General features: G+C 68.1%; 18 protein-coding genes. 4 read left to right on the forward strand and 14 right to left on the reverse strand.

Annotated features, from left to right (window positions below):
* The first annotated feature begins 94 nt into the window (after nucleotides 1-94).
* From CHRYSEO8AT_RS05220 to CHRYSEO8AT_RS05230, 3 genes are read left to right on the forward strand one after another with little or no spacing between them, the layout of a single operon-like run.
* Nucleotides 95-307: a DUF2945 domain-containing protein gene (locus CHRYSEO8AT_RS05220; RefSeq protein ID WP_159847228.1), complete on the forward strand. Its 213-nt coding sequence runs from the start codon at nucleotides 95-97 to the stop codon at nucleotides 305-307.
* Complete coding sequence (locus tag CHRYSEO8AT_RS05225; RefSeq protein ID WP_159847231.1) at nucleotides 304-1452, forward strand: DUF1176 domain-containing protein; 1149 nt, start codon at nucleotides 304-306, stop codon at nucleotides 1450-1452. The genes CHRYSEO8AT_RS05220 and CHRYSEO8AT_RS05225 overlap by 4 nt, the downstream gene beginning before the upstream one ends.
* Entirely contained in the window at nucleotides 1425-2357 is a 933-nt protein-coding gene (locus CHRYSEO8AT_RS05230) for an NAD(P)/FAD-dependent oxidoreductase (RefSeq protein WP_236547430.1), read from the forward strand. Before CHRYSEO8AT_RS05225 ends, CHRYSEO8AT_RS05230 begins: the two co-directional genes overlap by 28 nt.
* 9 nt (nucleotides 2358-2366) lie before the next feature.
* Here the strand turns inward: CHRYSEO8AT_RS05230 and CHRYSEO8AT_RS05235 are convergent, their stop codons facing one another.
* The 10 genes from CHRYSEO8AT_RS05235 to CHRYSEO8AT_RS05280 form a co-directional block, all read right to left on the reverse strand.
* Nucleotides 2367-4169 carry a DUF885 family protein gene (locus CHRYSEO8AT_RS05235; protein ID WP_159847237.1) on the reverse strand — a complete coding sequence of 601 codons (1803 nt, stop codon included), beginning with the start codon at nucleotides 4167-4169 and terminating at the stop codon, nucleotides 2367-2369.
* An 85-nt stretch (nucleotides 4170-4254) separates the two neighbouring features.
* Entirely contained in the window at nucleotides 4255-6087 is a 1833-nt protein-coding gene (locus CHRYSEO8AT_RS05240; protein ID WP_159847240.1) for a DUF885 family protein, read from the reverse strand.
* A gap of 160 nt (nucleotides 6088-6247) precedes the next feature.
* Nucleotides 6248-8485 (reverse strand): polyribonucleotide nucleotidyltransferase, encoded by a 2238-nt coding sequence (gene pnp / locus CHRYSEO8AT_RS05245; protein WP_159847243.1) that lies wholly within the window; start codon nucleotides 8483-8485, stop codon nucleotides 6248-6250.
* Nucleotides 8486-8745: 260 nt separating this feature from the next.
* Entirely contained in the window at nucleotides 8746-9015 is a 270-nt protein-coding gene (gene rpsO, locus CHRYSEO8AT_RS05250) for a 30S ribosomal protein S15 (protein WP_159847248.1), read from the reverse strand.
* An 80-nt stretch (nucleotides 9016-9095) separates the two neighbouring features.
* Nucleotides 9096-10025: a tRNA pseudouridine(55) synthase TruB gene (gene truB / locus CHRYSEO8AT_RS05255; RefSeq protein WP_159847251.1), complete on the reverse strand. Its 930-nt coding sequence runs from the start codon at nucleotides 10023-10025 to the stop codon at nucleotides 9096-9098.
* Between the two features lie 82 nt (nucleotides 10026-10107).
* Nucleotides 10108-10575: a 30S ribosome-binding factor RbfA gene (rbfA, locus tag CHRYSEO8AT_RS05260; RefSeq protein ID WP_159847254.1), complete on the reverse strand. Its 468-nt coding sequence runs from the start codon at nucleotides 10573-10575 to the stop codon at nucleotides 10108-10110.
* A 65-nt stretch (nucleotides 10576-10640) separates the two neighbouring features.
* Complete coding sequence (locus CHRYSEO8AT_RS05265) at nucleotides 10641-11339, reverse strand: DUF2459 domain-containing protein (protein WP_159847257.1); 699 nt, start codon at nucleotides 11337-11339, stop codon at nucleotides 10641-10643.
* Nucleotides 11336-11875, reverse strand: coding sequence for a hypothetical protein (locus CHRYSEO8AT_RS05270; RefSeq protein WP_159847260.1), 540 nt, complete (start codon nucleotides 11873-11875; stop codon nucleotides 11336-11338). Before CHRYSEO8AT_RS05270 ends, CHRYSEO8AT_RS05265 begins: the two co-directional genes overlap by 4 nt.
* A 54-nt stretch (nucleotides 11876-11929) precedes the next feature.
* Entirely contained in the window at nucleotides 11930-12607 is a 678-nt protein-coding gene (locus CHRYSEO8AT_RS05275) for an outer membrane lipoprotein carrier protein LolA (RefSeq protein ID WP_159847263.1), read from the reverse strand.
* Nucleotides 12608-12826: 219 nt separating this feature from the next.
* Nucleotides 12827-15232 (reverse strand): DNA translocase FtsK 4TM domain-containing protein, encoded by a 2406-nt coding sequence (locus CHRYSEO8AT_RS05280; protein ID WP_159847266.1) that lies wholly within the window; start codon nucleotides 15230-15232, stop codon nucleotides 12827-12829.
* 141 nt (nucleotides 15233-15373) lie between these two features.
* Here CHRYSEO8AT_RS05280 and CHRYSEO8AT_RS05285 point away from each other — a divergent pair, with 141 nt between their 5' ends.
* A complete protein-coding gene (locus CHRYSEO8AT_RS05285) occupies nucleotides 15374-16630 on the forward strand; it encodes a UbiH/UbiF/VisC/COQ6 family ubiquinone biosynthesis hydroxylase (RefSeq protein WP_159847269.1) in 1257 nt (418 codons plus the stop codon).
* On the opposite strand, the gene CHRYSEO8AT_RS05290 is transcribed toward CHRYSEO8AT_RS05285, so the two are convergent.
* From CHRYSEO8AT_RS05290 to CHRYSEO8AT_RS05305, 4 genes are read right to left on the reverse strand one after another with little or no spacing between them, the layout of a single operon-like run.
* Nucleotides 16627-17442 (reverse strand): transglutaminase family protein, encoded by an 816-nt coding sequence (locus CHRYSEO8AT_RS05290; RefSeq protein WP_159847272.1) that lies wholly within the window; start codon nucleotides 17440-17442, stop codon nucleotides 16627-16629. The genes CHRYSEO8AT_RS05285 and CHRYSEO8AT_RS05290 overlap by 4 nt on opposite strands.
* A 12-nt stretch (nucleotides 17443-17454) precedes the next feature.
* Nucleotides 17455-17868, reverse strand: a complete 414-nt coding sequence (locus tag CHRYSEO8AT_RS05295) for a YraN family protein (RefSeq protein WP_159847275.1) — start codon at nucleotides 17866-17868, stop codon at nucleotides 17455-17457.
* Nucleotides 17865-18737 (reverse strand): 16S rRNA (cytidine(1402)-2'-O)-methyltransferase, encoded by an 873-nt coding sequence (rsmI, locus tag CHRYSEO8AT_RS05300; RefSeq protein WP_201304366.1) that lies wholly within the window; start codon nucleotides 18735-18737, stop codon nucleotides 17865-17867. The genes CHRYSEO8AT_RS05295 and rsmI overlap by 4 nt, the downstream gene beginning before the upstream one ends.
* Nucleotides 18734-21064: an NADP-dependent malic enzyme gene (locus tag CHRYSEO8AT_RS05305; RefSeq protein WP_159847278.1), complete on the reverse strand. Its 2331-nt coding sequence runs from the start codon at nucleotides 21062-21064 to the stop codon at nucleotides 18734-18736. Before CHRYSEO8AT_RS05305 ends, rsmI begins: the two co-directional genes overlap by 4 nt.
* Between the last annotated feature and the right edge of the window lie 55 nt (nucleotides 21065-21119).

The following is a 21119-nucleotide window of genomic DNA, read 5'->3' on the forward strand; positions in this document are numbered from 1 at the left end:
TCGTCACTTTCTGCGAGACGCCTCCCGTGATCGATGCGGAACTGATGCGCAGGCTGATCGCTGAACAGGAAGCGACACAGCAGGGATCACAGCCATGCCCGACAAGACGTTTAAGTCCGGCGACCGCGTAAAGTGGGACCACAGCCAGGGCACGACGACCGGCAAGGTCATCAAGAAGGTCACCGCTGAAACCCACATCAAGGGCCACAAGGTCGCAGCTTCGCCGCAAAATCCCGAGTATATCGTCGAGAGCGCCAAGACCGGCGCGCGCGCGGCGCACAAGCCGTCGGAGTTGAAAAAGGCATGAAGACCCTGTCTCGCGGCGTCGCGCTTTCCGCTCTGGCCCTGACCGCCTTCGCCGTGGCGGGTTGCGGCGACAAGGACGCCGACAAGACGCCCGGCGCGCCCCAGGCCGCCATGCCTGCAACGGCCGCTGCCGTCGCTTCTGCTCCCGTGCTTCAGATCCGCGCCGAGACGAAACAGTTCCGCGACTGGAGCGTGACCTGCGGCAACGACGGAACCTGCTGGGCCTTCGGCTTTGCGCCCGAGTTCGCCGCCGGCTGGGTGCGCATCACCCTGGCGCCCGGCCCGGAAGCCCAGCCCCAGATCCTGTTCGGCTATTGGCCCGATAGCGACGCCAAAGGCCCAGGCCAGATCGCGCTGACGATCGACGGCCGCGCCTTTGCCTCCACGCTCAGCCCCGAAGGCGAGGCCGAGGCGCCCATCGGCGAAATCGGCGCCAACGCCCGCGCCGCGATCGACGCCATGGCTCAGGGCAAGGTGATGACCATTCGCGGCGCCTCGACCCAGGACGTCTCGCTGCACGGGGCCGCCGCCGCCCTGTTGTGGATCGACGAGAAACAGGGCCGCCTCGACACGCCCACGGCCCTGATCCGACGCGGCGACCGTCCCGCCGCCACCGTCCCGGTCGCCCCGCCCTTGCCGACGGTCACTCCCGCGCCGGCCGTGGATCAGGCGGGCTTCGGCGACGTGAACCAGACCGTGCCCGCCGCCCTTCGCACCCGCACCGAGGTCGGAACCTGTCTGAAGGAATCCAGCATGCCGGCGATCAGCGACATGGTCATGTCCGCCCGGTTGGACGCCCGAACCGAGCTGTGGGCCGTGCCCTGCGGTGCGGGGGCCTATAATGTCACCCACAACTGGTATCTGACGGGACCGGGCGGTCGCGACCCGCGCCCCGCGATCCTCGCCGGAACGGCCGGACCCGGCGCCGATCCGGTCATGGCCGACAACTCCACCGTCAACGGGGCCTATGATCCCAAGACCCGTACCCTGTCGGCCTTCGCCAAGGGACGCGGCATCGGCGACTGCGGTTCGGCCCAGACCTGGGCCTGGACCGGCGACCGCTTCGCCCTGACGATGGAGAGCACGATGGGCCAATGCGCGGGCGTGCGGTCCGACCTGTGGCCCGTCGCCTGGCGCACGCGGTGAATGACCCCGAGGTCCTGATCATCGGCGCGGGTCCGGCCGGTCTGACGGCGGCGACCTATCTGGGTCGGTTTCGCAGGGGAACTCTGGTGGTGGATGGCGGCGCGCCGCGCGCCTGCTGGATCCCGCTCAGCCACAACATGCCGGGCTTTCCGGCCGGCATAACGGGCGCCGACATCCTGACGCGGATGCGTGAACAGGCCGAGGAATATGGCGCGGTCATCGCGCCGGGCCGGGTCGAGACGCTGGCCCATGACGGCGAGGGTTTTGTCGCCCAGATCGAGGGCCGCGCCATCCGCGCCCGCGCGGTCCTGCTGGCGACCGGCGTTGTCGATCATCACCCGGACCTGCCGGGCGTCGAACAGGCGGTTCAGAAGGCGCTGGTCCGCATCTGTCCCATCTGCGACGGTTACGAGGCGACCGACAAGGCCGTCGCCGTCATCGGCCACAGCGACAAGGGCGCGCGCGAAGCCGCCTTCATGCGCACCTATTCTGACCGGGTGACGCTGATCCACATCGGTCCCGCCGACGCTCTCTCGCGCCGCGACGAGCTGGACAGGCTGGGCGTCGAACTGATCCTGGCGCCGCTGGAGGCGGTGGAACTGGAACAGGACCGCGTGACCGCCCTGACCTGGGGCGGTCAGACCCGAGCATTCGACTTGGTCTATTCGGCCCTGGGCACGTCGCCAAACGCCGAACTGGCCCAAGGCCTGGGCGTCCGCCTGTCCGGCGACGGTCGGCTGGAGGTCGATCTGCATCAGGCGACCAGCGTGCCGGGTCTCTATGCCGCCGGCGACGTGGTGCGCGGCCTCAACCAGATCGCCGTGGCGACCGCAGAGGCCGCCGTCGCCGCCACCGACATCCACAACCGCCTGCGCCGCATCGACGGCCTGACCGTAGCCGACTAGGCCCAGATTTTAGGTTCGGCCGCCCACGATCCGTTCCAGCACGGCCAAGGGCAGGGAGCCGTTCTCCAGCACCTTGTCGTGGAAGGCGCGCAGATCAAATCCGGGCTTGGCCTCCGCCTCCTTGCGCAGGCGGGCGATGACGGTGTGGCCGACCTTGTAGGAACAGGCCTGACCGGGCCAGACGCAGTAACGGTTGATCTCGCTGTTCGACGCATCCAGCGGCTTGGCGCCGGAGGCCGCCATATATTCGACCGCCTGTTCGCGGCTCCAGCGCTCGGAATGCAGGCCGGTGTCCACCACCAGCCGCACGGCCCGGAACAGGTAGGACATCAGGAAGCCGACCCGGCCCAGTGGATTGGTCGCATAGACGTCCAGATCGTTGGCCGCCACCGCCTCGGCATACAGCGCCCAGCCCTCGTTGTAGGCCGAGAAGCCGCCCGCGCGGCGCCATTGCGGCAGCTCGCCGGACTCGCGCTGAAGCGCCACCTGCAGGTGATGCCCCGGCGACGCCTCGTGATAGGTCAGGGTCGGCAGGGCGAAACGCGGCCAGTTCCCGCTGTCGCGCAGGTTGATGTAATAGGCGCCCGGTCGCGACCCATCCAGCGGCGGTCCCTGGTAATAGCCGCCCGGCGCGCCCGACTGGATCGACACCGGCACGCGTCGAATCTCGACGTGCGACTTGGGCAGGCGGCCGAACACCTGTGGCAGCTTGGGCTCAAGATCGGCGACCAACTGGTTCAGCCAGGCCAGCAGCTCGGCCTTGCCCACATCGGTATTGGCGAACAGTTGGGCCGGCTCCTTGTTCAGGGCCTGGATGCGTTCGCCGACCGTGCCCTGCGTATAGCCCTGCGCCTTCAGGATGGCGTCGATCTCGGCGCTGATCTCGGCGACCTGTTCGCGGCCCAGGGCGTGGATTTCCTTGGCCGACAGGGTGGTGGTCGTATTGGCCTTCAGTCCGGCCGCGTAGAAGGCCTCGCCGTCCGGCAGGCGCCAGACCCCGGCGTCATGGGTGGCGCGGGGGCGTAACGCCTCCAGCGCCGCGATCTGGGCGCTCAGGGCCGGCTTGACCTTCTCGTCCACGATGGCGGCGGCGCGGGCGTCGTAACCGGTCAGGTTCAGCCCGGCCGTCTTGCGCGCCAGCGACTTCAGCATGGCCGTGTCGGCGGCGGGCGTGTCGTGCAGGGTGCGGATCTGCGGCAGCATGCGGTCGATGATGAAGTCCGGCGGGATCACGCCCAGGCCAGCGTCTTCCTGAACCTTGGCCGTCTCGCCCTCCAGCACGTCCGAGAAGGCCTCCAGCCGCGACAGGAAGGCGTCGGCGCCCGCCGCGTCCTCGATCCGGTGCTGGTTGTCCAGGAAGTCCGGCGTGCTGAAATATGCGCCCGACAGCTGGGTCACGATATAGGGCGACGGCCGTCCCGGTCCCGCCCCATAGTCGAAGCGCGCCGTCTGCGCCGCCGTCTCCGACCCAAAGGCGGCGATGGCGTAGTTCAGCGCCCCGGCCGGCGACAGGCCAGCCTGATCGAAGCCGCTGAGTTGGCCCCAACGGCCCACGGCCTTCGCGCGATCCTTGCGGATGGCGTCCGGTCCCGCCTCGCTGAGCCTGGACGAAAGCCCCGCCCGCGCGCCCCGGTCCAGGCCCAGGTTGGTGGCGCGCTCCGGGCTTTCGTCGATGTCCGCCTCGAACCAGCCGTCCAGCAGGCTGTTCAACCGTCCATCCGCATCGGTAGAGGCGGCTTGGGCCTTGGCCAAAGAGGGCGCGACTGTGGCTGTGGCTGCGGCGGTCAGCAGAAGGCGGCGACGATCGATCATGCGGGAACTCTCGGTGACGGGACCGCACCGCGCCGACGCGGTCCCTGCTGGTCTTCGACGCGGGTCCGGCGCGACCCTGCTAGTGTCAGGCCTGGGTCGCGACCCAGCCGTCCACGATCCGCTCCAGCACCGACAGCGGCACCCCGCCGGCGGCCAGGGCCGTGTCGTGGAAGCCCTTGATGTCGAACTTGGACCCCAGGGTCGTTTTGGCCTTTTCGCGCAGGCGGACCCATTCGTTGTGCCCGACCTTGTAGGCGCAGGCCTGGCCCGGCCAGCCGCAATAGCGTTCGACCTCGGACGTCGCCGCGCCCTCCTGATCGCCATAGGCCTCCATCATGTAGCGGATGCCCTGTTCGCGGCTCCAGCCCTTGGAGTGGATGCCGGTATCGACCACCAGGCGGGCGGCGCGGAACATCAGCGACTGGAGATAGCCGATCTGGCCCACCGGATCGTTCTCATAGGCGCCCAGCTCGTCGGCCAACTGCTCGGCGTACAGACCCCAGCCCTCGACATAGCTGGAGAAGCCCAGCAGGTTCATCAGCAAGGGCGCAGACTCGCTCTCCTGTTGCAGGCTGATCTGCAGATGGTGGCCCGGCGTGGCCTCGTGATAGGTCAGGGTCGGCAGGGTCCAGGACGGCCATTCCGCCGTATCCTTCAGATTGATCCAGTAAATGCCCGGCCGCGTCCCATCCAGGCTGGGCGAGTTGTAATAGCCCATGGGCGCGCCGGCCTCGATCTCGGGCGGGACGCGCTTGATCTCGACCTTGGCCTTGGGCAGCTTACCGAAGGCGTTCGGCAGCCGCGCCTGCATGTCGGCCATCTGGGCGTTCAGCTTGTCGATCAGCTCGGCCTTGCCGGCGTCGGTGTTGGCGTAGACGTATTTGGGATCGTCCCCCAGGGCCTTGATCCGCTCGGCGACCGAGCCTTGCGTCAACCCTTGCGCCTTCAGCAGCACATCGGCGCGCGCCGTCAGGTCGGCCATCTGCTCGACGCCGGTGCGGTGGATCTCGTCGGCCGTCAGCCGGGTCGTGGTGATGTAGTGCAGGCTGTTGGCGTAATACTGCTCGCCCTGCGGTAGGCGTCGCACCGAAGCCTCGTGGACGGCGTTGGGCTGGGCGGCCTTCAGCACCGCATTCTGGGCGGCCAGGGCCGGATAGACCCGCTCGGTCACCAGACGCTCGACCTGGGCGCCCCAGTCGCCGGTCAGGCCCTTGGCGCGCGCGCGATCGACGACCGACTGCACCATGGGCGAGGTCGCCGCCGGGGTCGCCAGGAAGCCGTCCTGCTGGCGGATCGCCTTGGCCAGGATGAAGTCCGGCGGAATGACGCCCAGCGCATATTCCTCCTTCACCCGGTCCGTCTCGGCCAGCAGCACGTCGGCGAAGGCGTTGACGCGCGCGACATAGGCGTCGGCGTCGGCGGCCGTCTCTATGGTGTGCTGGTTGGCCAGGAAGTCGGGCGTGGACTGATAGGCGCCGCCCTGCTGGCTGACCCTGTACGGATTGGGCCAGCCGCCCTGGCCATAGGGGATGTCGAAGGTGGCGATCACCCCGTCCAGGTTCTGCGCCAGGCTGTCGTAGTAGTTGGCGTTGCGCGCATCCAGCTTGGTGCGGTCGATCCGGGCCAGTTCGGCGCGCTGGCGACGGGTGAAGGCGCGCTGGTCGTCTTCCTCGGCACGGGTGGGGGCGGTCAGTTTCGACTTGGCGGCGGCGCGGTCGCCCTTGTCCAGGCCGAACATGGTGACGATCTCGGGGCTCTTGTCCAGCGTCTGCTCGAACGTCGCATCCATGAAGGTCTTGAGCTGGGCGGCGGCGTCGCCTTGCGATGCGGAAGCCTGCCTGGCCCAGGCAGGACCGCCCACGGCGACGAGGCCGGCGCCCAGCGCGGCGGACTGAAGAAGACGACGACGATCGAACATGGAACGGCCCCTCGAAATTTGGATGCGGCAATGGAGACCGCAGGCGCGGGCGCGGCAAGTGAAATTCCAGACAGGCCACCGATCTCTGCATGGTGCGGCCAAAGAAAAAGGCCCGGCGGATCGCTCCGCCGGGCCTCTTCAGTCTCGATACCGAGGTCGCTTAGTCGCGACGACGACGTCCGCGATCGCCACCGCGATCACCGCCGCCTTCGCGCTTGGGACGGCCGCCGGTGTCGTCCGACAGAGGCTCTTCGCCACGCTCGGCGCGTTCGGCGTTGATCTTGTCGGTCAGGTCTTCACCCGTGGTCTGATCGACGATCTTCATCGACAGCTTGGTCTTGCCGCGATCGTCGAAGCCGAGGAACTTGACCTTCACTTCCTGGCCTTCCGACAGGACGTCGGCCGGGTTGGCGACGCGTTCCAGAGCGATCTGGGACACGTGGACCAGGCCGTCCTTGGCGCCGAAGAAGTTCACGAAGGCGCCGAAATCGACGACCTTGACGACCTTGCCGGAGTAGATGGTGCCGACTTCCGGCTCCGAGGCGATGGACTGGATCCAGGCCTTGGCGGCGTCGATCTTCTCCTGGTCGTTGGCGGCGACCTTGATGGTGCCGTCGTCGCCGATGTCGATCTTGGCGCCCGTCTTCTCGACGATCTCGCGGATGACCTTGCCGCCCGAACCGATCACTTCACGGATCTTGTCGACCGGGATCTTGACCGTTTCGATCTTGGGAGCGTGCTCGCCCAGTTCGGTGCGCGGCGCGTCCATGGCCTTGGACATCTCGTCCAGGATGTGGAGGCGACCGGCCGAGGCCTGCGTCAGAGCCTGCTTCATGATCTCCTTGGTGATACCGGCGACCTTGATGTCCATCTGAAGGCTGGTGATGCCTTCCGACGTGCCGGCGACCTTGAAGTCCATGTCGCCCAGGTGATCTTCGTCACCCAGGATGTCCGACAGGATGGCGAACTCGCCCGACGGCTCCAGGATCAGGCCCATGGCGATGCCCGAGACCGGACGGATCAGCGGAACGCCCGCATCCATCAGAGCCAGCGAAGCGCCGCAGACCGTGGCCATCGAGGACGAGCCGTTCGACTCGGTGATCTCGGAGACCAGACGGATGGTGTAGGGGAAGTCTTCCTTGGTCGGCAGCATCGGACGAACCGCGCGCCAGGCCAGCTTGCCGTGACCGATCTCGCGACGGCCGGGCGAACCCATGCGGCCCGCTTCACCCACCGAATAGGGAGGGAAGTTGTAGTGCAGCAGGAAGCTCTCTTTGTAGGTGCCCGACAGGCTGTCGATGTACTGCTCGTCCTCGCCGGTGCCCAGGGTGGCGACGACCAGGGCCTGGGTTTCCCCACGCGTGAACAGGGCCGAACCGTGGGTGCGCGGCAGGACGCCGACTTCAGACACGATCGCGCGGACCTTGTCGAGGGCGCGGCCATCGACGCGGTGTGCGTTCTCGATGATGTCGCGACGCAGGACCTCGGCTTCGCATTCCTTGAAGGCGGCCGAGAACTTGGAGCTGTCGACACCGTCGGGGTTTTCGTCGGTCTTCACCAGCTTGGCGGCGGCGGCCTTCTTGGCGGCGTCGACGCCCGAGCGGCGGTCGTACTTGCCGGCGTGGGTGTAGGCGGCCTTGATATCTTCGCCGACCAGCGACTTGATCGAGGCGACGACGCCCGAGTGATCTTCGGCCTGGAAGTCGAAGGGCTCCTTGGCGGCGTGTTCGGCCAGTTCGATGATGGCGTCGATCACCGGCTGCATGCCCGCGTGCGCGAACATCAGGGCTTCGAGCATCTTCTCTTCCGACAGCTCCTTGGCTTCGGATTCGACCATCATCAGGGCGTCCTGGGTGCCGGCGACCACCAGGTCGAGGTCCGAGGTCGCGATCAGGTCGATGTGCGGGTTCAGCACCAGCTCACCGTCGATCAGGCCGACGCGCGCGGCGCCGATGGGGCCCATGAAGGGCACGCCCGAGATGGTCAGGGCGGCCGAGGCGGCGACCAGGCCGACGATGTCCGGATCGTTCTCCATGTCGTGCTGCAGCACGGTCACGACGACCTGGGTCTCGTTCTTGAAGCCCTTGACGAACAGCGGGCGGATCGGACGGTCGATCAGGCGGGAAACCAGGGTTTCCTTCTCGGTCGGGCGGCCTTCACGCTTGAAGTAGCCACCCGGGATCTTGCCGGCGGCGAAGGTTTTTTCCTGATAGTTGACCGTCAGGGGGAAGAAATCCAGGCCCGGCTTGGGCGAGCGGCCATAGACGACGGTGGCCAGAACCACGGTCTCGCCGTAGGTCGCCAGCACGGCGCCGTCGGCCTGGCGGGCGATGCGGCCCGTTTCCAGGGTCAGCGGGCGGCCGGCCCAGTCGATCGTCTTGCGTTTGATGTCGAACATATTTCGTCTTTCGTATCCCGGCAGGCGTATTCCCGGCGGGGTCCCATCATTGGGGGTGGATGCGTCGGGCGTTCAGTCCTTCGATCCAGAGGTCGCCGCGCCATCGCGATCGACCGGGAGAGGACCGGCATGGCCCTCGCAACTGCGCCGTAAGTCCTGCGGCGCCCAGGTCGTGTCTAGGAGGTCGTCTCTAGTCGCACAACGAGGCGCGGACGTGACCGTCCGCGCCTCGAAAGCGTATTCTACACTGATCCGACGCCTTAGCGGCGCAGGCCCAGCTTGGCGATGAGCGCCTGGTAGCGACCGGCGTCGACCTTGGTGAGGTGGTCGAGCAGGCGGCGACGTTGCGACACCATCTTCAGAAGGCCACGACGCGAGTGGTTGTCCTTCTTGTGGGTCTTGAAGTGTTCGGTAAGGTTGGCGATGCGTTCCGACAGGATCGCGACCTGAACCTCGGCCGAGCCGGTGTCGCCAGCGGTGCGGGCGTTATCGGCGATGATCTCGTGCTTGCGTTCAGCAGTAACCGACATCGAAGAGTCCTTTCTTGGCCTATCGCGCTTTAGCGCGACTTGAGGCCGTGAGGTCTCGGCCCTTGCCAGATGGCGCGGGCCTAGAGGTTGAAAACGCGGTCGGGTTCTAACCGGCCGGCCCGCAACTGACAGAGTGCGACGAGGGTCTGGCCCTGAAAGGCTGAAACCGTCCGCGAACCGCCGGTAAGACGATCCTTTAGGGTTTCCACCTGACGGGGGAGCAGAACGATCGGGCGTCCCTGCCGAAGCGAGAAGGCGTCCTGTTCCGTCACGGCCAGCTCCGGGATGTCGTCCAGGGCGGTCGCAACGGCAAGCAAGCCTTCCGAGGCGGCGCCCCTATGCACCATTTCCTCCAGAGAATCCAGAGTGACGGCGTTTTGCGTGCTGAACGGCCCGACCAGCTCGCGCCGCAGGGCCGACACGTGACCCTCGGCGCCCAATACGACGGCCAGGTCGCGCGCCAGCGAGCGGACATAGACGCCCTTGCCGGTGCGGATGGTCAGTTCGACGTGGTCGGCGTCGGGCGCATCGCTGACCTCGGCCGAATATATGGTCACGCGCCGCGCCTGCAGCTCGAACTCCACCCCGTCGCGGGCCAGGTCATAGGCGCGGGCGCCATCGACCTTGATGGCCGAGAAGCGCGGCGGCGTCTGATCGATCTCGCCGACGAAGGCCGGCAGCGCCGCCTTTACCTGATCGACCGTGGGCCGCACGTCGGAACGGCCGATGATCTCGCCCTCGCGGTCCACGCTGTCGGTCGAGACGCCCCAGTTGATGGTGAAGCGATAGACCTTCTGCGCCTCCATCATCATCGGCACGGTCTTGGTCGCCTCGCCCAGCGCGATGGGCAGGATGCCGCTGGCCAGCGGGTCCAGCGTCCCGGCATGACCGGCCTTCTGGGCGTTGAACAGGCGGCGGATGCGGCTGACCGCCTCGGTCGATCCCATCTCGAACGGCTTGTCCAGGCAGACCCAGCCATCGACGACGTCGCCCTTCTTCTTGCGGGCCATTATGCTTGGCCTATCGCGCTTCGCGCTACTTGAGGCCGCAAGGCTGGGCCAACCGCGCTTCGTGCGACTTGAGGCTGATCACTCAAGCGTCGTCCCCTTCGTCGTCGCGGGCCGCCAGGTCGGCCTGGATGCGCGGGTCGGCGAACAGCTTGTCCATGTGGTTGGCGGCGCCGAAGCTCTCGTCGTGGCGGAACTTCAGGTCGGGCGTGAACTTCATGTCCAGGCGACGGCCCAGCTGACCGCGGATGAACTTGGCGTGGACGTTCAGGGCCTTGATGATCTCGCTCTCATGGCCGTTGGTCGGCGCGGCCTCGACGCCGGCGCCCAGGGGCTCGACGAAACAGGTGGCGTGTTTCAGGTCCGGCGACAGGCGAACCTCGGTCACCGTGATGGACACGTCGGCCAGGGCCTCGTCGCGGATGTCCTCTTCGCGCAGGATATCGACCAGGGCGTGACGGATCAGCTCGCCGGCGCGCAGCTGGCGCTGGCTGGGCGCTTTTCCTGCCGGGCTGGCGCTGGAGGAACTGCGGGTAAATTGCTTGTGGGCCATCGGCCTCTCCTTCTTGTTCGCCCGCCGGGGCTCGGACCCGGCCGGATAAGCGAAAGTCGGGCGGTCTAGTCTCGCGAAGGGCCTATGTCCAGTTTTCGCTCCCGTTCCTCGATCGTGGCGGCCGCCCGCACCGACCGCATCACCTCGGCCGAGGTGATCGACGGGACCGGGCGGACAGGAACCCCGCCGGCGTTCAGCACGCCCGCCGTCCAGTGGTTGCACAGATGCAGGATGGAGAAGGTCTCGCGACTGGCGAAGAAGCGCGCATCGTCGCCGGGGCGCGCGGCGGCGACACGGGGCGCGCCGTCCGACAGGTCGAGCGACGCCTCCACGCGGGCGGCCAGACGGTCGAACTGGGCGCGCGTCAGGGTCAGGGTCGCGCTGTCCTCGCCATAGCTGAGACGCGGATCGGCAGTCACCGGGTCCAGCATGACCACCGAGAGATTGCCGGGTCGGAAGAAAGCGCGGGCGCCGTCGGGCAGCCGGTCTGCGATCGGGCTCTGGTCCACATAGAAGCGGGCGTCGCCCCAGCCGATCAGGATCCAGTCGCCGGGCGCCAGCCCCGCAACGGCGCGCGCCAGAGGCCCGCCGCGTCGCAACAGCGCCTCGCGCGGCACGGCCAGGTCGGTATGGAATCCGTTGTCGAGCACCTGAACGACGACGGTGTCCGGCGCGCCGGCGGGTGTCGCATCGCCCGGTTGGGTCCAGGTCAGAAGCGCCGCGACCGCCCCGACCAGGGCCGCCAGCAACAGCCCCCGTATCATCGGCTCAGGTCCAGAACGGCGCACAGCCGATCGTCAGGCGTCAGGGCGCCGGGCGGCGGCCCCTGCCGGACCGGCATCATAACGAAGCCGTCGCGCCGCACCGCCAGCGCCAGCCAGCCGACAGGATGCCCCGCGCAAAGCCGGGTGTCCTCTTCGGCCGTCACGCGCCGAATCTCGATCTGGGCCTGGGTCGGCACGGTCATGGCGTCGGCGAAGATCGTTGAGACGCTGGCCCGCTGATCCGCCGGGACCAGGCGATGCGGTTCGGACTTCAGCGTCCCGCCGTTGCCGATCGACAGCGCGCCGCCCTCGATCTGGACCACCAGCGTCGATCCGGCCGTGGCGTATCGGCCGGCCAGCACTGCGTCCCCGACCTCGACCCGGCCGGACGGGCGCGGCGGCGCGGGATCATCCGCCGGTTCGATCAGGCGATGCACCACCGGCTCCACCACCAGCGCACCCAACATGAACAGGGCGAAGGCGCCGAGGCCGACCGCCACGATCCATTTCAGCGATGGCGGGGCGGTCGCGCTCATGCGGCCAGTCTAGAGGAACAGGGGTTGAGGAATGGTCACCCGCCCCTCAGGGTCTTAGTTCCGGCCGGGACGACGAGTCGGGTCGGTCAGCTGGAACAGTCGCGCCGACAGGTTCGACGCCGGCTGCAAGGCCGTCAGCTGGGTCCGCGTGCGCGCCCCTTGCGGATCGGTGATGGTCCATTCCTGCAAGCGCATCGGATTGCCGGCGAAGGCCAGGATCACCTGTCCGTCGTTCGGGCGGTTGGCGTCGCGAGCCGTGATGGCGAAGGCGCCGGACGCCATCCGCGTCACGCGCTCGATGCGGACGCCCTGGTCCAGACGGACGTTGCGCGCCAGGAAGGTGGACAGGGGCGTGCGGCCCAGCGGCACCTGCTGGAAATTGTTCAGGCGGGGGTCGTAGCGTTTGACGTTATAGCCGTCCGACACCACCAGAAGCCCGGCCGGGTTGGTGTATTCGAACCGCATCTTGCCCGGACGCTGCAGATAGAACCGGCCCTGGCGGGTCTGGCCGCCCGGACCCGTCTCGGTGAAGGTCCCCTGCGCCGAGGTCAGGGCCTGCAGATAGCCTTGCGCCTGCTGAACCACCGCGCGGTCTTCGGCCGACAGGTTCGATTGCGCCTGCGCGGCGTCGAACACGCCCAGGGCGGCGAACGCGGTCAGAAACCCTGCGCCCAGCAGCAGGCTGCGGCGCTGAAGGTCGGTCGGAGCGATGGCGAGCGTCTTGGAGGTCATGAAGTCCGTCTCCCGTTCGGGATGGTTGTCGATCCTGCCGTCTTGCCCGGTTGGCTTGGCGTCGGAATGACGCGAGCCTGACCATATTCCGGCGCTGCGATGAAGCCTTGTTCATCGAAATGCTGAAGCTTGGCAGAGATGGCGGGGTGGAGAACGGACATTGGCGAGGACGGTTGCATGTTGTCTCCTCTCCATCTCGTGGGGAGGAGACGGGTGTTCTCACGCCATCGGCGGCGGACCGGCCAGGACGTCGCGCTTGCCGGCGTGGTTGGCGGGGCTGACCACGCCTTCCTGCTCCATCCGCTCGATCAGGGAGGCGGCGCGGTTGTAGCCGATCTGGAGCCGGCGCTGGACGTAGCTGGTCGAAGCCTTGCGGTCGCGAGTGACGACGGCGACCGCGCGGTCGTAGAGGTCGTCGCCCGAGCCGCCGCCGCCCTCGTCTATCGCGCCGTCGCTGTCGCCGTCCGGCTCGTCGGTGATCAGGTCCAGATAGTCAGGCTCGGCCTGGGCCTTCAGATGTTTGCAGACGTCCTCGACTTCCTTGTCGTCCACGAACGGACCGTGAAGGCGCGTGATCCGCCCGCCGCCGGCCATGTAGAGCATGTCGCCCTGGCCCAGCAGCTGTTCGCCGCCCTGTTCGCCCAGGATGGTGCGGCTGTCGATCTTGGACGTGACCTGGAAGGAGATGCGGGTCGGGAAGTTGGCCTTGATGGTGCCGGTGATCACGTCGACCGACGGGCGTTGCGTGGCCATGATCAGGTGGATGCCGGCGGCGCGGGCCATCTGGGCCAGGCGCTGGACGGCGCCCTCGACGTCCTTGCCCGCGACCAGCATCAGGTCCGCCATTTCGTCCATAACCACGACCAGGAAGGGCAGGGGTTCGGGCCGGATCTTCTCGGACTCATACACCGGGCGGCCTTGATCGTCGAAGCCGGTCTGGACCGTGCGTTCGAAATGCTCGCCCTTGGCTTGCGCTTCTCGCGCACGCTCGTTGTAGCTGGCGATATTGCGCACGCCCAGTTTGGACATGCGGCGATAGCGATCCTCCATCTCGCGCACCGTCCATTTCAGCGCGACGACGGCCTTCTTCGGATCGGTGACGACGGGCGCCAGCAGGTGCGGGATGCCGTCGTAGACCGACAGCTCCAGCATCTTGGGGTCGATCATGATGAAGCGGCATTCGGCCGGGCTGTGGCGATACAGGATCGACAGGATCATGGCGTTGACGCCGACCGACTTGCCCGAGCCGGTGGTGCCCGCGATCAGCAGATGGGGCATGCGCGCCAGATCGGCGACATAGGGCTCGCCGCCGATGGTTTCGCCCAGGGCCAGGGGCAGCAGGTGGCCCTTCTTGTCGTATTCGGCGCTGGACAGCAGGTCGCGCAGATAGACGGTCTCGCGCTTGGCGTTGGGCAATTCGATGCCGATGGCGTTGCGCCCCTGAACCACGCTGATGCGGCAAGCGCGGGCCGACATCGAGCGCGCGATGTCGTCGGCCAGGGCCACGACGCGGCCGTGCTTCACGCCGGGCGCGGGGACCAGTTCGTACAGGGTGACGACGGGGCCGGGACGGATCTGGTCGATCACGCCGCGCACGCCGAACTCCTGCAGCACGCCTTCCAGCATCTTGGCGTTCTGCTTCAGCGAATCCTCGTCGACCGCACCCACGCGCTGGGGGGGCTTGGTCAGTATGCCCAGCGGCGGCAGGTCGAAATCGCCCTCGGGCCGCACGAAGTCGAAGGCCTGCTGGTCCACGTCGTCTTTGCGGGCCTTGGGCGCCTTGACCGCAGCGACGCGCGGCTCGACAGGGCGGGCGGCCGACGGGCGCGGCGCGGGCTGGACGGCGTCGTCCTCCCAGGGCGGCAGGTCGTCATAGGCGGTCTGCGGCGCATCTGCGGGCGCGGCTTGCGAAGCCTCCTCGGGCGGGGGCGCGGCGCGGGGCGTGCGGGCCTTGGCCGGCGCCTTTTCGCGGGCAGGCTGGGCCGTAGCGCGGGGTGCGACGGCCGGGCGCAGAGACTTGCCCCAATGCAGGGCGTCGATGAAGTCCATGGCGCGCAGGCCGATGGCGAAACCGACCAGCCAAAGGCCGACAATCACGAAGATGACGCCGGCGATGATCCGTCCGCCTGGAATATGCAGGGCGCCGATCCCGCGCGCCGCCAGACCCGTGACCGCATCGCCCCACAGACCGCCGAGACCGGCCGCCAAGGGCCAAGCGGCGGGCGCGGCCAGGGCGGCCAGAGCGCTGGACAGCAACAACACCCCGCCTGTCGCGGCCAGAGCCTTCAACGGCGTGGGTTTGAGCCTTTGCTGGATCGCATCGCCGACCGCGCGCGCTAGGCCGAAGGCGACCAGGAGCAGGGCGGCGGGCCATGCGGCGAGGCCCAGCGACTGCATGAACAGATCGGCGAACAGGGCGCCGTTCGTTCCCAGCCAGTTGGTCGTCGGCAGGCTGGAGGCCGCATTCAGGCTGGCGTCCGCCGGATTCCACGAGATCAGGGCGACCAGCAGCAGGGTCGCCAAAAGCGCCTGAAGCACCCCCCTGAATCGCACGACAAAGGGCGCGTCCCACAGGATGCGGGCGCTGATCCAGGCCTGACGGCTGATGGCGAGGGCGGTGGACATGAAAGGCGTGACCTTCCGGGCGGCTGACGTTCGACGGCCCTTGTCGCACCCCCAGGGTTAAGAGCGCATTTACCAGCTTGGCCTTGGCGAGGGACAAACCGCCCTCTGGACCTTTGGCGTCGGCGGCGCGACAAGCCTGTCATGGCTGACACCGAACGCTACGACATCGTTATCGCCGGCGCGGGGCTGACCGGGGCGGCGTTCGCCCTGGCGGCGGCGCAGGGCGGGTTGAAGGTCGTCATGGTCGATCCGCAGCCGTTCAGCGACCAGCTGGCGCCGACCTTCGACGGGCGCTCGACCGCCGTCGCCTTCTCGACCTTCCGCATGCTGGACGCCCTGGGCCTGGGAGAGACCTTGCGTCCCCATGCCTGTCGGATGGACCATATTCTGGTGACGGACGGCAGGCGACCGGGCGCGGCCAGCCGCAAGGCCTCGCCGGCCTTCCTGCGTTTCGACGCCGACGAGATCGGCGGGCGCACCGGGGGCGAGCCGCTGGGATACATGGTCGAGAACCGCCGCATTCGTACGGCCTTGGCCGAGGCGGTGACGCGGGCGGGGATCGCGGTGCGGGCGCCGGGCACCGTCGCCAGGGTCGAGGCCGATGCGGGCAAGGCGACCGTGACCCTGGCCGATGGATCGACATTGATCGCGCCCTTGGTCGTCGGCGCCGAAGGGCGAGGCTCGACCGTGCGCCGCGCGGCCGGGATCGAAACCGTCGGCTGGGGCTATGGTCAGAGCGGTGTCGTGGCCACGGTGGGGCTGGGTCGCGACCACGGCAATATCGCCCACGAATATTTCCTGCCCAGCGGCCCCTTCGCCATCCTGCCCCTGACCGATCAGCGCGCCAGCCTGGTCTGGACCGAGACGACGCGGCGGGGCGAGGCCTTGCGCGACGCCTCCGATGAAGCCTTCCACGCCCATCTGATGCGCCGGTTCGGAGAGTTTCTGGATGGGGCGACGGTCGAGGGGCCGCGCTTCGTCTATCCGCTGGCGCTCAGCCTGGCCGAGAAACTGGTCGCGCCGCGCATCGCCCTGATCGGAGACGCGGCGCACGGCGTCCACCCCGTCGCGGGCCAGGGGCTGAACATGGGCCTGAAGGACGCCGCCGCCCTGGCCGAGGTGCTGGCCGAGGCTGCGCGCCTGGGCGAGGACCTGGGCGCCGAGACGGTGTTGGAACGCTACGCCCGTTGGCGCCGGTTCGACAATGCGGCCCTGGCGGCGGGCTTCGACGCCTTCGTGCGGCTGTTCTCAAACGATATCGCGCCGGTGCGCCTGGCGCGCGATCTGGGCATGGCGGCGGTCAACCGCATCGGTCCCCTGCGCCGGGCCTTCATGCAGGAGGCCGGCGGCGCGACGGGCGATCTGCCGCGGCTGCTGCGCGGCGAGGCGGTCGTCTAGTTCAACTGCATCCGCACGCGTTCGAACGTCGTGAACCGCCGCGCCTCCTCGACCCCGTCCAGGCCGTGGGCGCGGGACAGGGCCTGTAGCGAGCCAGCCAACGCCCCCTGTTTCTCGCGCGCCGAGGCGACGTCGAGCCAGGGCCGGTGGTCTTCGGGATCCAGCAGGGCGCGGCGCAGGGCCGAGCGTTCGGCAGCCTCATAGTCCTGGCCGCGAATGGCGCGGCTGAACAGCACGTTCTGCAGTCGGATCAGGGACTGCCGATCCGTCACCGGCGCCATCAGGATGTCCAGCCGATCCGCGACGTGTGGCATCAGCCCGGCGCGCAGGGCCCGGCGGGTCAACTCGCTGGGCAGGATCAGCCGCCCCTGGCTGAATGGGTCCAGCGCCACCGGCCCTTCCGGCGTCTCGACGCGGATCATGAAATGGCCGGGGAAGTCCACGCCCGCCGCCGCGATCCCGGCCTCGCGCGCGGCATGCAGGTAGAAGACGGCCAGGGCGGCGGACAGGCCGCGCCGCCGCTCGGCCACCGCGATGATGTCGGTGTTGCCGGGATGATCGAAGTGGATCAGGTCGCCGTTCAGCCTCAGGTCGGCGCACAGGGTTTCGGACAGGGCGTCGTCGGGGCTTTCGCCGCCGATCCGTTCCTTCAAGCGCTCACAGGCGTTGCGGGCCAGGGCGCGCACGGGTTCGGGATCACGAAGAGGGTGGTCGTGGATCGCGCAGGCGATCGCGGCCTCCAGCAGGGGGAAGACGTCGTCTTCGGCCTGACCGGCCGCGGTCAGGATGGCCTCGGCCTCCTCGCGCGTCATGCGATCCCTTCGTCAGCGCCTTTCGACGTTGCGAAGATGACGTGGAACGCGCCACGGAGCCAGCGCCACCATATCAATTCTCAAATCAAGACGTTGCAGCCCCGGCCGATTGCGCCGGATCGCCTCGCCCGCTGCGATCAGCCGGTCGTGCTGGTCGGGTTTCAGCGCCAGCATCGCCGCCTCCATCGTCGCGCGGCGCTTGACCTCGACCACGGCCAGCACAGGCCCGCGACAGACCAGCAAATCGATCTCGCCGGCCCGGCTCTTGAGGCGAAACCCCAGCACCCGATAGCCGCGGAGCATCAGCCACAGGGCGGCGATCCATTCGGCGGCATGCCCGGCCTTGAACGCCGTCCCGCCCTTCGCCTGACGCCACGCCGCCTTGGGGCGACGGATGGGCGCTGGGCGAGGCAGGCGCGGGCTCACTTGCCCTTCAGCTCCAGCGCGCGGCGATAGAGGGTCTTGCGGTTCAGCCCCAGGGCCTTGGCGACCTCCGAGGCGGCGTCGCCGGTCGACAGGGTCTGCAGGGCGTCCTTCAGGGCGGCGTCCGCATCGGCCTCGGTCGCCTGAACCTCTTCGCCGGGGCCGACGACCACGACGATCTCGCCCTTGGGGCCATCCAGGCGCGGGTCGACGGCCAGTTCGTCCAGCGTCCCGCGCACGCACTCTTCATAGAGTTTGGTCAGTTCGCGGGCGACGGCGGCGGGACGCGGCCCCAGCACGGCGGCCATGTCGGTCAGGCTGGCCTTCAGCCGCGGCCCGCTTTCGAAGAAGACCAGCGTCTGGCGCTGGCCTTTCAACGCTTCCAGCGCGGCGGTGCGACCGGCGGTCTTGGGCGGCAGGAAGCCGGCGAACAGCACCCGGTCGGCAGGCAGGCCGGCGATGCACAGGGCCGCCAGCAGGCTGGACGGCCCGGGGATCGGATGGACGGGCAGGCCCTCGGCGATGACCGCGCGGGAGACGACGAAGCCGGGATCGCTGACCAGGGGCGTGCCCGCGTCCGAGACCAGGGCCACGACCTGGCCTTCGCGCAGGCGGGCGATGGCCTGTTCGGCGGCGCGGCCCGACGCGTGATCGTCGCAGCGTTCCAGCTTCGCCTTCAGCCCATAGGCCGCCAGCAATTTGGCGGTGACGCGGGTATCCTCGGCCAGCACCAGATCGGCGGCGGCCAGCACGTCCAGCGCCCTCAGCGTCATGTCGCGCAGGTTCCCGATCGGGGTGGCGACCAGATAGAGGCCCGGCTCCACCCGCCGGGGCGGCGGGGCGGCGGGTGGAAAGGGCGAGGTTTCGCTCAACGCTCGACCACGGCCGCCGGCGGGCGCGGCGCCGAGGTCAGGCCCGACCCCTGGAAGGCGGGACCAGCGTCATAGGCGGCGAAGGTGGCGGCGGTGATGATCTCGCTGACCGAGGCGCCCAGCGAGACAATCTGCACCGGCTTCTCCAGACCGACCAGCAGCGGGCCGATCACGGTCGCGCCGCCCAGGGCCTGGACCAGTTTGGTCGAGATGGCGGCCGAATGGATGGCGGGCATGACCAGGATGTTGGCGGGCTTGGTCAGGCGGTTGAAGGCGTAGGCCGGGTGACCCTTGGGATCCAGGGCGACTTCCGGCGGCATTTCGCCCTCGTATTCGAAGTCGACGCCCTTCTTGTCCAGAATGCGGATCGCCTCGCGCACCTTTTCGGCGCGGTCGCCGGGCGGGTTGCCGAAGGTCGAATAGGACAGGAAGGCCACGCGTGGGTTACGGCCCAGCTTGCGCACCGTCTCGGCCGCCTTGACGGCGATGTCGGCGAGTTCTTCGGCGTTGGGCAGTTCGTGGATGGTGGTGTCGGCGACGAACAGAGTCCGGCCCTTGGCCAGAAGGATCGACAGGCCGATCAGCGTGTCCTCGACGTCCAGCACGCGCTGGACCTCCTTCAGCGCCATGTTGAAGTTGCGGGTCACGCCCGCGACCATGGCGTCGGCCCGGCCCTTGGCGACCAGGGTGGCGGCGAAATAGTTTCGGTCCTGATTGATCATCCGCTGTACGTCGCGGCGCAGATAACCCCGACGTTGCAGCTTTTCGTACAGCCAGTCGGTGTCCTCGACATTGTGGTCCGAGACGCGGGCGTTGATGATCTCGATTCCCAGTTCGTCGAAGTTCAGACCCGCCTCGGCGGCGTTCTGACGGATCAGGTCCTCACGCCCGACCAGGATCGGCGTGCCAAGATCAGCCTGTTTGAAGCCCCAGGCGGCGCGGATGACGGCGGGTTCTTCACCCTCGGCGAAGACGACGCGCTTGTTCGGCCCGCCGCGCACGGCCGAGCTGATCTTCTGCATCAGGGCGGCGGACGGATCGACGCGCGAGCGCAGGGCGTTGCGGTAGGCGTCCATGTCCTCGATCTGGACGCGGGCCACGCCGGTATCCATCGCCGCCTGGGCGATGAAGGGCGGGATGTACCAGATCAGGCGCGGGTCGAACGGGGTCGGGATGATATAGTCCGGGCCGAACTTCAGCTTGCGCCCGCGATAGGCGGCGGCGACCTCGTCCGGCACGTCCTCGCGCGCCAGAGCGGCCAGGGCCTGGGCGCAGGCGATCTTCATTTCGTGGTTCACGCGGCGCGCCCGCACGTCCAGCGCGCCCCGGAACAGATAGGGGAAGGCCAGGACGTTGTTGACCTGGTTCACATAGTCCGAGCGGCCCGTTGCAATGATGGCGTCCGATCGCACCGACTGGACGTCTTCGGGCGTGATCTCGGGATCGGGGTTGGCCATGGCGAAGATGATCGGATTGGGGGCCATCGACGCCACCATCTCCTTGGTGATCGCGCCCTTGGCGGACAGGCCCAGCACCACGTCCGCGCCGACCATGGCCTCGGCTAGGGTGCGCAGCGGGGTGTCGGTCGCGTGGGCGGCCTTCCACTGGTCCATGCCGTGTTCGCGACCCTTGTAGACCACGCCGTCGCGGTCGCAGATCACGGTGTTCTCGGCCTTGACGCCCGCGGCCTTCATCAGGGCGATGGAGGACAGGCCCGCAGCGCCGGCGCCCGCCAGCACGACCTTGACCTCGTCCAGCTTCTTGCCCGCCACATGGCAGGCGTTGATCAGGCCGGCGGTCGAGATGATGGCTGTGCCGTGCTGGTCGTCATGGAAGACGGGGATGTCCAGCAGGTCCTGAAGTTCGCTCTCGATGACGAAACATTCCGGGGACTTGATGTCTTCCAGATTGATGCCGCCCCAGGTGTCGCCGATGTTCTTGACGACGGTGATGAACTCGTCCGGATCGGTGGTCTTGACCTCGACATCGAAGCTGTCGACGTCGGCGAACCGCTTGAACAGGACCGACTTGCCTTCCATTACCGGCTTGGAGGCCATGTGGCCGAGGTTGCCCAGGCCCAGGATGGCGGTGCCGTTCGAGATCACGGCGACCAGATTGCCCTTGGAGGTGTAGTCGTAAGCCTTGTCCGCATCGGCGGCGATGGCCAGCACCGGCACGGCCACGCCCGGGGAATAGGCAAGCGACAGATCGCGCTGTGTCGCCATCGGCTTGGTCGGCGCCATGGAGATCTTGCCCGGCGTCGGGATGCGGTGGAAATCCAGGGCCTCCTGGTCGGAGAAGGTCTGTTTTTCGGTCTGATCGGGCATGACTTTGGGCGTTTCCGGGCGCGTCGTTTCTGATTGGCTTGTCTGTTCCTAAAGC

Origin of the sequence: Brevundimonas sp. G8, from assembly GCF_902506205.1 — a bacterium.
Taxonomy (GTDB): Bacteria; Pseudomonadota; Alphaproteobacteria; order Caulobacterales; family Caulobacteraceae; genus Brevundimonas.